This window comes from Ruegeria sp. BHSB058 (assembly GCF_059613285.1).
The window spans coordinates 1-15,395 of record NZ_JBXWSF010000057.1; the positions used below are offsets into that span (position 1 = coordinate 1).

17 protein-coding genes are annotated in these 15,395 nt (G+C 60.7%); 6 read left to right on the top strand and 11 right to left on the bottom strand.

Going from position 1 to position 15,395, the window contains the following annotated elements:
* From AC2FNB_RS14225 to AC2FNB_RS14245, 5 genes are all read right to left on the bottom strand, one after another.
* Positions 1-714 (bottom strand): Bug family tripartite tricarboxylate transporter substrate binding protein (locus tag AC2FNB_RS14225; RefSeq protein WP_496747332.1); only part of this gene is annotated, 714 nt, incomplete at its 3' end.
* On the bottom strand, positions 711-2,240 hold the full coding sequence (locus AC2FNB_RS14230; RefSeq protein WP_496747333.1) for a tripartite tricarboxylate transporter permease: 1,530 nt from the start codon (positions 2,238-2,240) through the stop codon (positions 711-713). The genes AC2FNB_RS14230 and AC2FNB_RS14225, both read right to left, overlap by 4 nt.
* A gap of 2 nt (positions 2,241-2,242) precedes the next feature.
* Positions 2,243-2,740, bottom strand: coding sequence for a tripartite tricarboxylate transporter TctB family protein (locus AC2FNB_RS14235; RefSeq protein ID WP_480749488.1), 498 nt, complete (start codon positions 2,738-2,740; stop codon positions 2,243-2,245).
* The gene (gene uraD, locus AC2FNB_RS14240; RefSeq protein ID WP_496747335.1) at positions 2,730-3,299 is read right to left on the bottom strand and encodes a 2-oxo-4-hydroxy-4-carboxy-5-ureidoimidazoline decarboxylase; all 570 of its coding nucleotides are present in this window, start codon (positions 3,297-3,299) and stop codon (positions 2,730-2,732) included. The genes AC2FNB_RS14235 and uraD overlap by 11 nt, the downstream gene beginning before the upstream one ends.
* A gap of 132 nt (positions 3,300-3,431) precedes the next feature.
* Positions 3,432-4,361, bottom strand: a complete 930-nt coding sequence (locus tag AC2FNB_RS14245) for a LysR family transcriptional regulator (RefSeq protein ID WP_480749486.1) — start codon at positions 4,359-4,361, stop codon at positions 3,432-3,434.
* Between the two features lie 199 nt (positions 4,362-4,560).
* Here AC2FNB_RS14245 and AC2FNB_RS14250 point away from each other — a divergent pair, with 199 nt between their 5' ends.
* The gene (locus tag AC2FNB_RS14250) at positions 4,561-4,947 is read left to right on the top strand and encodes a hydroxyisourate hydrolase (protein ID WP_496747336.1); all 387 of its coding nucleotides are present in this window, start codon (positions 4,561-4,563) and stop codon (positions 4,945-4,947) included.
* A gap of 551 nt (positions 4,948-5,498) precedes the next feature.
* Here the strand turns inward: AC2FNB_RS14250 and AC2FNB_RS14255 are convergent.
* The 4 genes from AC2FNB_RS14255 to AC2FNB_RS14270 all read right to left on the bottom strand — a co-directional run bounded on the left by AC2FNB_RS14255 (position 5,499) and on the right by AC2FNB_RS14270 (position 9,065).
* Positions 5,499-5,876, bottom strand: a complete 378-nt coding sequence (locus tag AC2FNB_RS14255; protein ID WP_496747338.1) for a GFA family protein — start codon at positions 5,874-5,876, stop codon at positions 5,499-5,501.
* A gap of 86 nt (positions 5,877-5,962) precedes the next feature.
* Positions 5,963-7,507 carry an alanine/glycine:cation symporter family protein gene (locus AC2FNB_RS14260; protein WP_496747340.1) on the bottom strand — a complete coding sequence of 515 codons (1,545 nt, stop codon included), beginning with the start codon at positions 7,505-7,507 and terminating at the stop codon, positions 5,963-5,965.
* Between the two features lie 20 nt (positions 7,508-7,527).
* Entirely contained in the window at positions 7,528-7,962 is a 435-nt protein-coding gene (locus AC2FNB_RS14265; protein WP_480750718.1) for a universal stress protein, read from the bottom strand.
* 197 nt (positions 7,963-8,159) lie between these two features.
* A complete protein-coding gene (locus tag AC2FNB_RS14270) occupies positions 8,160-9,065 on the bottom strand; it encodes a LysR family transcriptional regulator (RefSeq protein WP_496747342.1) in 906 nt (301 codons plus the stop codon).
* 84 nt (positions 9,066-9,149) lie between these two features.
* Here AC2FNB_RS14270 and AC2FNB_RS14275 point away from each other — a divergent pair, with 84 nt between their 5' ends.
* The 4 genes from AC2FNB_RS14275 to AC2FNB_RS14290 all read left to right on the top strand — a co-directional run bounded on the left by AC2FNB_RS14275 (position 9,150) and on the right by AC2FNB_RS14290 (position 12,405).
* A complete protein-coding gene (locus AC2FNB_RS14275; protein ID WP_496747344.1) occupies positions 9,150-9,782 on the top strand; it encodes a class I SAM-dependent methyltransferase in 633 nt (210 codons plus the stop codon).
* Between the two features lie 87 nt (positions 9,783-9,869).
* Entirely contained in the window at positions 9,870-10,922 is a 1,053-nt protein-coding gene (locus AC2FNB_RS14280; RefSeq protein ID WP_496747346.1) for a class I SAM-dependent methyltransferase, read from the top strand.
* A gap of 81 nt (positions 10,923-11,003) precedes the next feature.
* Positions 11,004-11,453: a YtoQ family protein gene (locus tag AC2FNB_RS14285; RefSeq protein WP_480750714.1), complete on the top strand. Its 450-nt coding sequence runs from the start codon at positions 11,004-11,006 to the stop codon at positions 11,451-11,453.
* A gap of 157 nt (positions 11,454-11,610) precedes the next feature.
* Complete coding sequence (locus tag AC2FNB_RS14290; RefSeq protein WP_480750748.1) at positions 11,611-12,405, top strand: mechanosensitive ion channel family protein; 795 nt, start codon at positions 11,611-11,613, stop codon at positions 12,403-12,405.
* Positions 12,406-12,693: 288 nt separating this feature from the next.
* On the opposite strand, the gene ald is transcribed toward AC2FNB_RS14290, so the two are convergent.
* Entirely contained in the window at positions 12,694-13,806 is a 1,113-nt protein-coding gene (gene ald, locus AC2FNB_RS14295; RefSeq protein WP_480750713.1) for an alanine dehydrogenase, read from the bottom strand.
* A 138-nt stretch (positions 13,807-13,944) separates the two neighbouring features.
* On the opposite strand from ald, the gene AC2FNB_RS14300 reads away from it, so the two are divergent.
* On the top strand, positions 13,945-14,403 hold the full coding sequence (locus AC2FNB_RS14300; RefSeq protein WP_496747349.1) for an Lrp/AsnC family transcriptional regulator: 459 nt from the start codon (positions 13,945-13,947) through the stop codon (positions 14,401-14,403).
* A 5-nt stretch (positions 14,404-14,408) separates the two neighbouring features.
* Here the strand turns inward: AC2FNB_RS14300 and AC2FNB_RS14305 are convergent, their stop codons facing one another.
* On the bottom strand, positions 14,409-15,248 hold the full coding sequence (locus tag AC2FNB_RS14305) for a CPBP family intramembrane glutamic endopeptidase (RefSeq protein ID WP_496747351.1): 840 nt from the start codon (positions 15,246-15,248) through the stop codon (positions 14,409-14,411).
* Positions 15,249-15,395 lie beyond the last annotated feature (147 nt).

Consider the following 15,395-nt stretch of genomic DNA (forward strand, 5'->3'; position numbering starts at 1 on the left):
GACGTCAGGGATTTCCTTGTTGCGTTCAGGCGAGGCGATCGCGATCGCCACGGCCTCTTTGTCCTCAATCATCTCGCTGTTCTGAACGACCATGTCGTAGAAGCTGTCGAGCACGCCGGCACGAAAATCCTGGATGGCCGGAGAGCTGCCCTGGTAGGGTACGTGGATCGACTCCACGTCGAGCGCCTGATCGACCGCGACCCCGAGAATATGGGAAATCGAACCGACCCCGCTCGAGCCGAAAGTCATCGGGGTTTCTTTGACAAACGCAATATACTCGTCGAGCGAGGTGATCCCGGAGGAGGGCTGAACGAAGAGGCCGGGCGCCGATGCGCCGATATAGGCGACATGCGTGAACCCATCGAGCGGTTCGTAGGGGATGGATTTGAAACGTGTCGGTGCAATCGTGAAGGGCGCGTTGTTTGACAGGATGAGCGTCGTGCCGTCAGCCGCCTGTTGTGCGACATAGTCGGCCGCAACCGTCCCGGCAGCCCCCGGACGGTTGTCGACCACGGCCTTCTGCCCGAAATCGGTGTCAAGGTGCTGTGCGAGCAGCCGCGCGACAAGGTCGCTTGTGCCGCCTGGCGGGAAGGTCACGACGATCCTGACCGGCTCATCGCTCCAGGCTCCGGGTTCTGCCAGCGCTGCCGGCGCGTGCAGAAGGAGGGCCGCTGCAGCACCGGTGCTCATAAGTAGTCTACGGTCAATTTTCATGTTGGTGTTTCTCCCTGATTGGCTTTCATGGCCGCGCGCCGGCGGCGTCGGTTCTGCTCCGTCTTGAACAGAGCAAATGCGAGAATGGCGACGGTGATCGCGATCAGCGTTGCGCTGATGGGTCTCTGAAGAAACACCATCGGGTCACCGCGAGACAGGAGCATCGAGCGCCGGAGCTGTTCTTCCATGAGCGGGCCGAGAACGAACCCCAGCAGAAGGGGCGCCGGTTCGAAACGGAAGAGGCGCATGACGTAGCCGACGGCACCGATCACCAGCGTCAGCCAGACGTCGAACACGTTGTTGTTCAAGCTGTAGACACCCATGCAGATCAGAACGATGATTGTCGGGTACATGTACTTATAGGGTATTTTCAGCAGACGCACCCACATGCCGATCAGGGGCACGTTGAGGATCAACAGCATGATGTTGCCCACGAGGAAGCTCGCGACCAGACCCCAGAACATGTCGGGCTGTTCGGTGAGGAGACGGGGTCCGGGCGTGATCCCGTAGATCATCAGCGCCCCGATGACGATCGCCATTGGCGGGCTGCCGGGCACCCCCAACGTGAGGGTCGGGATGAAGGCTGTTTGGGTCGCCGAGTTGTTCGCGGCCTCGGGAACCGCCACGCCGGGAACCACACCGGTGCCAAAATCCTTCCGCCGGCGGTTCACGCGTTTCTCGACCGCATAGGCAAGGGCCGCGGCAATGGTCTGGCCTGTGCCTGGCAGAGCACCGATGAAGGATCCAATCGCACCGCCACGCAGGATCGGTGCAGGCAGCGATTTCCATTCCTCCTTAGTGGGATAGAAATCGTCGTAGTCCACTGTCTGGGCAGCCTTTCCGCTGGTCGCCGTACGGATCGACGCTATGACCTCGGTCACGCCGAAGAGACCCATCGCCACGATGACGATGTGCACGCCATCGCGCAGTTCGGGAATGCCCATCGTGAACCGGAGGTCCCCGGTGGTCAGGTCGATGCCGATTGTACCGAGCATCAGGCCGGTCACCACCATCGCGATTCCTTTCAGCGCACCGCCGTTGCTCACGGCCGAGGCTGCGATCAGGCCCAAAAGAAGGACAGAGAAGTAGTCCGGTGGTCCGAAACTGAGCGCAAGTTGCGCCAGGGACGGCGACAGGATGGCGATCACGATCATACCGATAATCCCGCCCCCGAAAGAGGCGGTAGCCGTCGAAAAAAGCGCAACGCCTGCGCGGCCTTTCTTCGCGAGGGCGTGCCCCTCGATCGCGGTGATCGAGGCCGCCGGCGTTCCTGGGACGTTCATCAGGATCGAAGCGGTCGATCCGCCGTATTCCGCGCCGTAGAAAACACCGGCGATCATCACCAGGGCGGGAGTTGGATCGAGATAGAAAGTGAGCGGCAGGATCATTGCGATCGCCGCCATCGACCCGATGCCCGGTAGAACGCCGATGAAGGTTCCGAGAAAGACCCCAATGAAGCAATACATCAAGTTCTGTGGCTCGAGGACCACCAGAAGGCCTTGGTAAAAGAGCGTCAGGACATCCATGGTCAGCCTCCCGGAAACGGCCTGAGAGGCAGATTCAGCAGTTCGATGAAGACTGCCCAGCATCCAAGCGCCACGATCCCACCCAAGATGAGTTTTCCGATCCAGGGAAGCGTGTGGTCCGGCAGGCTGGCGACAATAACGGTCAGGAAGACTGCGGGAACTAGGCCGAGCCAGTCGGCCGTCGCCGCGAACACGGCGAGAGCCGCGCAGATCGCGAAAAGTTCAATCCAGTCCGGCGTCTCGGCGATGCCATCGCCGCGCCGCTCTTCCACGCAGATGACCAGAGCCAGAACAGCAAGGATGGCACCGGTGACGAACGGGAAGGCCCCGGTTCCAAGGCGGGTCGGGACCCCAAGGCCCAACTGCCAGCCACCGACCATGAAGATGATGCTCAGACCGAGGAGCACCAACCCGCCGATCTCGCCACCCCATCCGAGTGCTCCATGGGATCCTTCCGGCACCCGGTCCTCGACGTCCATATGTTCGGGATCAACTGGCATGCCGGGTCCCTCTTGTCATGACGTGCCCTTTTTCTAACATGTCGGGTTTCGAGGCCTGTCCGAAGAGCGCCCGCACGCGGGCCGCGCTTACGGCAGAAATTTGCTCGATTGCTGCACGGATTTCAGAAGCGCGGTCGGCTTTTAGACGATCGCTGAACTCTGCCATGACGCTGTCCATATCGGCATGGCGTACGAGCGCGGTAATGAAAGGGAAGCCAAAGCGTTGCCGGTATTCGGCATTCATGGCTGCCAGACGGTCTCGATATTCGCTTTTGGGAGAGGTAAGATCGAGCCGCCCCTGCTCGATCTGGGATTCCGACGTCATTGTCAGGGGATTGTCCGGAGCAAGTTCGGGGTGCGCGCAAAACAGGGCAATGCTGTCCGCTTCGTTCAGCGCAACGAGTTCTCGGTGAATGGCCGCTGTCAGCGCATCCAGGTCCCGAAAGGGACGGTGCGACACCACCCGTTTCGCGACCTCGGGCGCTCTTTCGATCAGGGGAGCAATGTAACCGAGCGCCGTCCGATCATCCGCATGGTTCAAATCTTCCAATGATGTCATGTGACGTCCCCCTCACGTCCCAGCGTAGGCAGCGGCACCGTTGTCGTCTATAGAATAATAGTTTACATCGCATTCGCATTTTTAGAATTCCATACCACTCTTTCGGGAGGCTCGCTGAGACTTACAAGTATGTCAGATCGGATGACCCGACGTACCGGAAAGGTCATCGAGACACCGGACCGATAGATCGAGAATCTTCTGACGCATCGCGGAAGCCGGCATTTGTGCGTTGGATATCAGAGAGATGCTCTGACGGAACGCATCCTTGTCGCTGATCGGGATAAAGGCGAAACGCCCGTCCTTGATTTCGGGTCCGGCATCGATCTCCGAGGTGACCGCGACATACCTGCCTGTCGCGACAAGCAGCTTCATGAGCTGAATGGAGTTGACGACCACAGAAGTTCGGGCTTGCTCGAAGAGCCATCCGTGGCGAACCTCGAGCAGTCTCCGAATTGACAGGGCGGAACTCTGGAATACGACGGGATTCGCAATAAATTCTGAAAAACTAATCGACTCCTTGGTCGCCACTGGATGATCTCTGGTGGCGATGCACCCCAATGGAAACTCTCGCCGCCAGTGGAAGTCGAGAGTATCGACCGGCGGTGCATTTGCGACCGCGGCGAGGTCAAAGTCACCTTCGAGAACGCCTTTGACAGCGGCGTCCGGACTCTTGATTTCGACATCGACGGTAACCATCGGCAAATCCGAGGCGATGGCCCGCACCACATCGAGCACGAAGCCGTTGACCATGCTGTCCATTGCGGCGAGCCGGAAATGCCCCTGTTCGATGCCTCGATTTTCTTGGACAACGGACCACAGGCGCGCGTTGTCGAGACGCCAGCCGCGAGCAAGGTCCAGCACAAGCTTGCCGGTGGGCGTCAAGGTCAGGCCCTTGGGACCTCTGTCAAACAGAGCCTCTCCGAGGTCCTCCTCGATCGCCACAATCTGCCGATGGACGGCGGACGCTGAAATTCCAAGCTCCCGGGACGCTGCCTGGATCGATCCACTCTGCGCGACCTGCTCCAGATACTGAAGTGCGCGCGGAACAAGATGAAGTGCCATTTCCTGCAATCCCTTTCCAAGGCATGGGATATCGTGAGGTCGCTTTGGACCAGCCCGGTCGGTTGGTCTGCGTTGGAATAACAGGGCATTCTGTATTTTGGAATGGCGATCTCGCCTCTGTGGCAGATAGTGAAATGGAAAGTCGTATCGAAGGGACTCGCAATCTGCTTGGAGTTCCGCAAAGAAGGAGAAGAGTGTCGTGACGCATCAGTCCCATCCAACCGATCCGGTTGCCGGAGGAATATCAATTCATGCAGTGGATGTTGCGGATGGCATACCCGCTGCCGGACTGGCGGTTCGGCTATGGCACCTGCGACCTGCGAGAACGGAAATCGCATCCGGCGCGTGCGGCGCGGACGGGCTACTGCACCATCCGGTGAGCGAGGGCCAAGGCGTACAGCCAGGGCTCTACGAGGTCGAATTCGAGGTCGGAGATTTTTACCGGCAAGCTGGTCGCACCTTACCAGAACCGTCGTTTCTTGAAACTGCGGTCTTTCGATTTGGCATCGAACGCATCGAAGAACATTTTCACCTGCCGTTCAAGTTCACACCGTGGGGGTTTTCTCTTTTCCGGGGCGGCGCCTAGCACCACCCTCTCGTCTTTCCACCTACGGCGCAAATCCAATGACCGTCCCACACGAAACACATCTCGCACTCTTCATCCGTAGGTCGAGGTGTCGGCACCGGCCCGGGCGGCGATGTTAATAAGTTCATGCGGCGTGATGCCGGAGGTCACGATAAGTGCACGGCTGCCCATGGGCCGTAAGCCGGAAGGTTGCGGCTAGACCTCGAAGTCCGTTAAGACGGTCGGTTTTTTGCGCAAACGTTATTGCCTTCTTCGTCCTGTTTTGGGTGAATTTGGCAATAATTTGACTTCGCACGTGCAGCTGATGCCAGAACTCGTGGGCCGCACCGCGGTATCAAGAGGCCTGAGCCATTGCCCGATTTGGTTCGACCTATCGGGGAACAATGTCGTCCTTGAGCGCTTCGCAGCCATTCCCGCAGAGTGCAGCATCTGCGAGGTATGGGCTCTGAGTTGACATTCGCTGAAATTTTCTTGTCCGCGGCGCGGACCATCTTTGACAATCTGCAACAACTGCAGCGAAGGGCTGGGTCTCCGCGCGTTTTTTCTCGGAGCTAGTCTTCCCCGCTGTCTCGTTCAAACCTCCGGGAAACCGCAAACGGCGGCAGCCAGGGCTCGCGCCGGATGGTCCACAGCTCATAGGTCGGCACGAACTGGTCGGGCGCGTCCAGCGTGCCAAGATGCACCTCGACCTCGCCCGGGCTGACGGAAAATAACGATGACCCGCATCGGGGGCAAAAATGCCGCCCCCGGTACTCATGGGTGTCGCCCGCCACTGTTACCGCATCCTGCGGAAATATGGCCGAGGCGTGAAACAGCGCGCCATGATGCTTGCGGCAATCCAGACAGTGACAGACCCCAACGCGCAACGGGCGTCCCGATGTCTCGATCCTAACGTCGCCGCACAGACATCCACCCGCATGTCGCTCCATGATCCGGTACTCCGCAGCCGTCAGAAAGTCAGAAAAAAGCCTCCCCGACGGATCGGAGAGGCTCTGTTCAGCGCCGTGCGCGCAGCTCAGGTGTACTTCTTGATCTCACCTGATTTCAGGCGCTCCAGATAGCTGTTCAGCTCGGCCTTCACGATCGGCATCAGGAAGTAGAGGCCGATGATGTTGACCACCGCCATGGCAAAGATCGCCGCATCCGAGAAATCGATGACCGGGCCAAGATTGGCCGCCGCACCGATCACCACGAAGATGCAGAAGATGACCTTGAACACCAGCTCCTTGGTGTGGCCTTCGCCGAACAGGAAGGTCCAGGCCTTGAGGCCATAATAGGACCAGCTGATCATGGTCGAGAAGGCGAACAGGATCACCGCAATGGCCAGAATGTACTGGAACCAGCCAAAGGCGGACGAGAACGCCGCCGAGGTCAGCGCCACGCCGGACACGCCGCCGACTGTCTGGATGGTGGTGCCATCCTCGTTCAGCAGGTAAAGCCCGGTATTCGGGTCGGATACCAGTTGCCCGGTGATGATGATCACCAGTGCGGTCATGGTACAGATCACGACGGTATCGATGAACGGCTCCAACAGCGACACGAACCCTTCGGTGATCGGCTCCTTGGTGCGCACCGCCGAGTGGGCGATGGCGGCAGAGCCCACGCCCGCCTCGTTCGAGAACGCCGCACGCTTGAAGCCCTGGATCAGCGCCCCGGCCAGACCGCCGGCAACGCCAAGCCCGGTGAACGCACCTTCAAAGATCTGGCCAAAGGCCCAACCGATCTTGTCCCCGTTCATTGCCAGAATGACCAGTGCGGTCGCGACATAGAGGATACCCATGAACGGAACCACCTTTTCGGTGACGCGCGCGATGGATTTCAAACCGCCCACGATCACCGCGAACACGATGGCCGCAAACAGAATGCCGGTGATCCAGCCCGGATACTCACCCACCACGTTCGAGATCTGCGCATGCGCCTGGTTGGCCTGGAACATATTGCCGCCACCCAGCGCGCCAAGGATACAGAAGATCGAAAACAGAACCGCAAGGATCTTGCCTGCCGGGATGCCGCGTTCCTCGAACCCCTTGGTCAGGTAATACATCGGTCCGCCCGAAACGGTGCCGTCCTCGTATTCGTTGCGGTACTTCACACCCAGCGTACACTCGGTGAATTTCGATGCCATGCCCATCAGACCCGCAAGGATCATCCAGAACGTGGCGCCCGGCCCGCCGATGCCGACGGCAACCGCCACACCGGCGATGTTGCCAAGGCCCACGGTGCCCGACAGCGCCGTTGCAAGCGCCTGAAAGTGGCTGACCTCGCCCGCGTCGTTGGGGTCGGAATAGTCACCCTTGACCAGCGCGATCGAATGCGGGAATGCCCGGAACTGGATCAGGCCGAAATATACAGTGAAGATCGTCGCGGCCACCACCAGCCACGCCACAATCCACGGAAAGTTTGTGCCCGGAAACGGGCTGAAGATCAGGTTGACGAACCAGCCGGTGGAACTGGCAAACACCTCGTTGACCTTTTCGTCGATGGTCTGCGCCTGCGCCGATGCGGCCATGGCCAACATCGCGGGCGCTGCAAAAGCAAAAGCTTTGAACACGTTTTTCATGACTGTCCCTTTTCTCGCGCTTACGGAACAATAGTGACCGGGACCGGCGCCGCCTGCGCCAGACTTCCCGCGACAGAGCCGAAAAGCCGGGATGACAGGGATGAATGCCCCGTTCGGCCAATCACAAGCTGTGTCGCACCGGTTTCGTTGATGATATCGCACAGCGTTTCCGCGACCTGACCGTATTTCAGGACGGTCGACACAACCACGCCGCTGTCCTGCAAGCTTTTGCGGACAGGTTCGAGCAGCGCATCTTCGGCCCGCTTGAGCTCCTGAGACCGGCGCTTGTGACGCTCTTCGATCTCTTCCGGTGTCAGAAACGAATAGGGTGACCATTCCAGCACATGGGCGACGACAAGCTCGCATCCACGCGCCTTGGAAAGGTCGACCGCGAAATCAAGAGCCGACTTGGCGCTTGCGCTGTCGTCGTATCCAAGGACGATTTTTTGTGACACTGTTCCCTCCTGTTTGCCACACTTCCACAGGGGAAGTCTTGGTATGATACTCGCAATTCCCCGAAAAACATAAGTTTTCTTGCTTCGGTAGAATTCTCCTGTGCGATACCCTTCACCTGTTGCGCGCCTTTTCCACAACCGCGCCCGGATGGGCAAGCCGCAAATTCGGAAAATCCGTGCACTGGTGAGTTGGCTTCTTACGTAAGGGGAGGGGCGTTCTTCGTCGCAAGAAAGTCCGCCAGCAGGTCGAAAACCAGCCGGATCCGGCGACTGGTGCGCAGCTCGCGGTGCGTGGTCAGCCAGACCGGAAAACGGATGGGGGCCATGTCGGGCAGAACCGGTTCCACCTCGGGGAACTTCGCTGCCACACTTTCCGACATCGCCATGACGCCAAACCCGTTGCGCACATATTCCCAGGCAACAATGCCGTTCTGCGTCTTCAGGCGAAAGTTTTGACCCTGCAGGTCGATGCCCAGCGGGGCCATGTACTCGATCATCCGGTCGGTATCGCCGAAACCGACGAATTCCATGCCGGACAGCTCGGCCTTGGTTGCGGGGCGGCCCACCTGATCCAGATAGGACGAGGCCGCATAAAGCCGCGCATTCGCCTCGCCAACAAGTCGTGCGATCAGGTCGGGCTGATCAGGCCGGATGTGGCGAATGGCGATATCCGCCTCGCGGCGCATCAGGTCGCGGATGTCGTTGGCGGCGATAACCTCGACTTCCAGCAATGGTGCCTGTTCGCGGATATCCCGCAACACTTCGGGCAGGTCATAGGCCGACAGGATATCGCTTGCGGTGATCCGGACCCGCCCTTCGACCGATTGCGCCTGCCCCGAGGCCGCCAGCGCGATCCGGTTGGCCGCCTCTCCCATCGCTCTTGTGTGATCCAGAAGCTCCAGTCCGGCCTGTGTCAGTTCCAGCGACCGGCCGACCCGTTCGAACAGCATCACCCCCAGATCGGCCTCCAGAGCGGATACCTGTCGGCTGAGAGTCGGCTGTGACTGCCCAAGCCGCCGCGCCGCCGCCGACAAGGACCCGGACTGCGCCGTTTCCAGAAAGGCGCGTATGTGGTTCCAGTCGAACTCGCCACGTTTATCCATGCATAAATGTATAAGCGCCCTGCAAATTTCGGCAATTTCTATTTCATATTCGCATGACTATTTTTGCCGCAAAGGAGATTGGTCATGATCGCAGCTGAAAAATTCTGGGATGGGATTGCCGAGAAATATGCCCGCACGCCGATCCGGGACATGGACTCTTATGAGCGTACCCTGACACGGACGGCATCCTATCTGAAACCGTCCGATCAGGTTCTCGAACTGGGATGCGGTACCGGCACCACCGCATTGCGGCTGGCCCCGCAGGTGGCCGGGATCACCGCAACTGATGTCTCGCCAGGCATGCTGGCCGTTGGCACCCGCAAGGCGGCAGAGCAACATCAGGCCAATGTGCGGTTTGTGCAGGCCGAGGCCGGACAACCGCCCGAGGGCCCTTTTGACGTGGTGATGGCGTTCAACCTGTTGCATCTGGTCGAAGATCTGGACGCCACCCTGCACGAGGCGCGCGAGGTGACGAAAACCGGCGGGCTGCTCATCTCCAAGACCTTTTGCGCCCCGTCAACGGGGAGCAGTCTGAAATACCGGGTGATGCGGCTGATTTTGCCGCTGATGCAGCTTGTGGGCCGCGCCCCCCTCGTTCGCTTCATGTCCGAGGCGCAGCTGGATTCGGCGATCGAACGTGCAGGGTTCGAAATCGTCGAGCGCGACAGCTTTCCCGCCAAGGACGCCCGGCGCTTCATTGTCGCCAGAAAGGTTTGACCCGGGTTTTCAGATTTTGCCGAAACCTGATACGATGGTCCCGTCACGCCGGAGGCGTCTGACCCTCTGGCCATGGGGGGATGCATCATGGACAAGGAACGTATCGGAACATTCGCCGCGCACGTCTATCGTGACATGGCCGGGACGATGGCAATCGGAATGGGCTATCTCGGCCTCAAGTCGGGCCTGTTCGAGGCAATGAAGGATGGCGAACCGGTCACAGCAGCAGAGCTGGCAGACCGGACCGGCCTGACCGCCCGCTATGTCAAGGAATGGCTGCACGGCATGACAGCTGCAGGATGGCTGGAGCATGATGAACAGGCCGGGACCTTTTCGATGCCGCCCGAACACGGTTTTCTGCTGGCCTCCGAAGGAACCGATCACTTCATGGGCGGGTTGTTTCTGGCAGGTCCATCGCTGTTGTCACAGGCCCCGGCGGTCGCGCGGGCCTTTCGCGACGGCGGCGGCGTGAATTTCGACGCCTATGATCAGGACTGGATCGATGCGCTCGACCTGATGAATGGCGGCGCCTATCAGCACCGGCTGGCCAGCTATTGGATGAAACAACTGCCCGAAATTGACGAACGCCTCGCGGCCGGTGGCCGCGCACTGGATATCGGCTGCGGTGTCGGCAAGGTCTCGCTGGCGCTGGCCGCAGCTTATCCCGAGGCGCGGATCACTGGGTTCGACCCCGACGGCCCCTCGATTTCGCAGGCTCAGGCGGCGGCGCTGCAAGCGGGCGCGGACAATGTGCAATTCGTGCAGGGCGTGATCGCTGATATCGCACCAGAGCCGGTCTTTGACTTCGCCGGCATGTTCGACTGCCTGCACGATCTGGCAGAACCAAAAGCGACGTTGCGCAATGTCCGCCAACGCATTGCGCCCGGCGGCGTGCTGATGGTGATGGAGCCTCGGGCCGCGGATCGGCTGGCCGACAACACAAACCCGCTTGGCGCCGTCTATTACGGGTTCAGCCTGTTTCACTGCATGACGCAATCTCTGGCACAGGGCGGGCCCGGTCTGGGCACCTGCATGGGGCCGGACAAGGCGATGGCGCTGCTGCGCGAGGCCGGTTTTGCCGAGGTGCATGAATTGCCGATCAAAAGCCAGACCAACATGTTCTTTGCCGCGCGCGCGTGACGGGTATTGCCAGCCCGGCGCTGCCGGTTTGTCCTGCGGCCCGTTCCCGTGATACACGCGCAACGAGCAAAGGAGATTGCAATGGGTTTGAACGTTTACCTTTCGGGCGAAATTCACACGGACTGGCGCGAACAGATCATCGACGGCGCGCAGGGGCTGGATGTCACTTTCAACAGCCCGGTGACCGATCACGATGCCAGCGACGATTGCGGCACCACCATTCTGGGGGCCGAGCCGAACAAGTACTGGCACGACCACAAGGGGGCGATGGTCAACGCGATCCGCACCCGCAAGGGCATCGCCGATGCCGATGTCGTGGTGGTTCGCTTCGGCGACAAGTACAAGCAATGGAACGCGGCCTTTGATGCCGGGTATGCCGCCGCGCTGGGCAAGTCGATCATCGTCCTGCACGGCCCCGATCACCAGCACGCGCTGAAAGAGGTCGATGCCGCAGCCCTTGCCGTGGCCGAAGAGCCGCGTCAGGTTGTGGATATCCTGCGCTATGTCCTGACGGGCAAGCTGCCGCGCTGATCGCCCCGGACAGCGGACAAGCCGACAGAGTTACGGGGAAAACCGCCGATTCATACCCCTGGACCGCTTGAAACGGTTCTGGGATATGCCATCGAATTCCGCAATTGGGCGTGGAAATCGCCCGCAATGACAGAAGGAGAGGACAGTGGAAGAGGTCATGACACAGGCCGGAGCGTTCGCTCCGCTATTGCTGAGCGCGGTCAAGGCGCTGATCGTACTGGTTTTGGGCTGGATCGTCGCCGGAGCCATCGGCGGCATGGTCCGCAAGCGCATCAACGCGACACCACAGATCGACCCGACGCTGGGCAACTTCATGGCGAGCCTGGTGAAATGGGCGGTCCTGGCGATGGTGCTGGTCGCCGTCCTGGGCATTTTCGGTATCGAGGCCACAAGTATCGTTGCCATCCTCGGTGCCGCCTCGCTGGCCATCGGTCTGGCGCTGCAGGGCACGCTCAGCGATCTGGCCGCGGGCGTCATGCTGGTGGTGTTCCGGCCCTACAAGCTGGGCCAGTTTGTCGATATCGGCGGCACGGCGGGAACGGTGAAGGATCTCAATCTGTTCACCACCGAACTGGTGACCCCGGACAATGTGCAGATCATCGTGCCCAACGGTCAGTCCTGGGGTTCGATCATCATGAACTACTCCGCCCATGACACCCGCCGCGTCGATCTGGTGTTCGGCATCGACTATGGTGACAGCGCCGACAAGGCGATGGAGATCATACTGGACGTGGCCAGGGCCGACGGCCGGATCATGGCCGACCCCGAGCCATGGGTGAAGGTCACCAGCCTCGGCGACAGCTCGGTCGATCTGACTGCCCGGCTGTGGTGTGCGGCGGACGACTACTGGGACGTCAAGTTCGAACTGACCAAGGCCATCAAGGAAGCCTTTGACTCCAAGGGCATCTCGATCCCCTATCCGCATTCGGTGGAAATTCAGAAAGCGGGCTAAAGCCTTTCGGGAACACCCGGTATCGCCAATGCACTGACGCGCCCCGCGCTCTGGTGACATTGTCGATGCAGACTTCTCGGGTGTTTCTCCGAAAAGCCACAGGCGCTCCCGCCCGTCGTCATGGCGCTTGCGCACCATTCCTCCCGTTGGGCCCCGCGTCGCGCATTCCGCGCGGCGCAGTTGGTTCATTGAGATACCGTAAAACCCAAATGCAAACCCAAACCCAAATGCAAACGCGCCGCGCATGAAGCGCGGCGCGTAACAGGGCAGATGTCGCCCCGGCTAAGTTTATACCAGCGACTTGGGGTCGACCACGTCGAGGCCAAGCGCGGTGCCGACCGCTGCATAGGTCAGCTTGCCGGCGTGCACGTTAAGACCGTCCAGCAGGTGCGGATCGTCGGCACAGGCTTTCTTCCAGCCCTTGTCGGCCAGCGACAGCATGAACGGCATGGTGGCATTGCCCAACGCGATGGTCGAGGTGCGCGCAACCGCACCCGGCATGTTGGCCACGCAATAGTGCATGACGCCGTCAACTTCATAGACCGGATCGGCGTGAGTGGTGGCTTTCGAGGTCTCGAAACAGCCGCCTTGGTCGATGGCGACGTCCACCAGGGCCGCGCCCGGTTTCATCGTCGAAAGCTGTGCACGGCTGATCAGCTTGGGCGCAGCCGCGCCCGGGATCAGAACCGCGCCGATCACCATGTCTGCGGTCTCGATCAGCTCGGCCACGGCGCCCGCGGTCGAATACTGGTTCTTGAAGGTGCCGCCAAAAACGTCATCGAGGTAACGAAGGCGCGGGATCGACCGGTCGAGGATGGTGACATCAGCGCCCATGCCGGCGGCAATCTTGGCCGCGTGGGTGCCAACAACACCGCCGCCGATCACGACGACCTTTGCCGGACCAACACCCGGAACGCCGCCCATCAGGACGCCGCGGCCGCCATTGGCCTTTTGCAGGGTCCATGCGCCGACCTGCGGGGCCAGACGGCCGGCAACCTCGGACATCGGCGCCAGCAGCGGCAGGCCGCCATTGCGGTCGGTCACGGTCTCATAGGCGATGCAGGTCGCGCCCGAGGCCAGCAGATCATGGGTCTGGTCCGGGTCCGGCGCCAGGTGCAGATAGGTGAACAGAAGCTGGCCTTCGCGCAGCATCTTGCGCTCGACGGCCTGCGGCTCCTTGACCTTGACGATCATGTCGGCGGTGGCGAACACTTCTTCGGCGGTGTCGATGATCCGCGCGCCGATGGCGGTATAGGCGGCATCGTCAAACCCGGCACCCAGGCCGGCGCCGGTTTCGATAAGAACCTCATGGCCGCGCACGATGGCTTCGTGCGCTGCGTTCGGCGTCATGCCGACGCGAAATTCCTGAGGTTTGATTTCCTTGGGGCAACCGATTTTCATTTTTGCGATCTCCGTTCACAAACTGCCCAAATTATGTGCACTCTTATCTGCAATTTCTGTGAAACTCTGCTCGCGCTTTGAAGATAATTCGGGATAATCTTCGATATCTTGTCATAAATCTGCAATGGATGTGCGTGAATGAGCTTGGACGCAACAGATAGAAAGATTCTCTCGGCCCTCCAGCGCAAGGGCCGCATGTCCAATGCCGAACTGTCGGAACAAGCGAACCTGTCGCCGTCCGCCTGCCATCGCAGGGTGCAGCGGCTCGAGGCCGAGGGGTATATCCGAGACTACGTCGCCCTGCTGGATTCCCGCAAACTCGGGGTTCCCACCACGGTCTTCGTGGAAATCACCCTGCAAGGCCAGGCCGAAGAGGTGCTTGAAGCCTTCGAAAAGGCAGTGGCGCGCATTCCGGACGTTCTGGAATGCCACCTGATGGCGGGCACGGCGGACTACATCCTCAAGGTCGTCGCCGAGAACACCGAGGATTTCGCCCGCATCCACCGGCAATACCTCTCACGCCTTCCCGGCGTGGCGCAGATGCAAAGCTCGTTCGCGCTGCGCACCGTGTTCAAGACCACCGCTTTGCCGGTCTGACGGAATCAGACCGGGGCGGGATAGGTGAACAGGGCGAGATGGGCAAAGTTGAACCCGAAATGCATCGCCACCGGCACCCACAGCCGACCGGTCGCCCAATAGCCCAGCCCACAGGCCAGCCCCAAAAGCGCGGCGAAACCGGCAAGCGCCACGCCACCGCCGATATGCGCAAGGCCGAATAGCCCGCTGGCGGCCGCCACCCCCGCCACCGGCCCCAGCCACCGGATCAGGCCGGTTTGCAGGTAGCCGCGAAAGAAGGCCTCTTCCCCCAGACAGGTCAGCAGCAGGTTGGACAGCGCAAAGACCAGCCACCAGCCGGGCAGGCCCGGCTCGAACCGCAGGGCGCCGGTCAGCAGGGTCAGCAGGAACAGGGCGGGCAGCAGGGCAAGGCCAAGCATCAGCGCACGCGGCCGAAACGGGCTGCCCTGATGCAGGATCACCGGGCAGGCCAGCACAACGGCAAAGAACACCATCGGCTTGTCGATGTTGTAATACAGGGTGAACGTCGCGCTTGCGGGCCCTGACATCACCTCGTCCAGCACCATCAGGTTCCGCACGCCAGGCAGCAGATGTGCCCCCAAGACGAGGCACCACAGCATCAGTGCCGCATGCCCGGCAATACCGGCCCACCCGCTCAGCCGCCCAAGCCGCGACGCCCCCGCCAGCCCAAGCGCGATCACCCCAAGCGCCAAAGACGTCAGATAACCGAGCGCCACCACCACGCCGCCAAAAAGGCCCAGCAGCACAAGCGCCAGCCCCATGCGCTGCCTCAGCGCCGCGATGAGGGCCGCGAACAGAATGAACCACGGCCAGATCAACGGCAGAAACGATGGAAAAACGGGCATCGATACCTCTTTGGCAAGTTTGCGCCCTTGGTGGCGGCAAGATTGCGGCCGTTCAAGGGGGCAGGCGCTTGTATCTGCCTGAATTGAGGTCCACATTCAAATTTCCAGACATTACACCTCTCAAACCCACAGCGTGCCTCGCCTGTG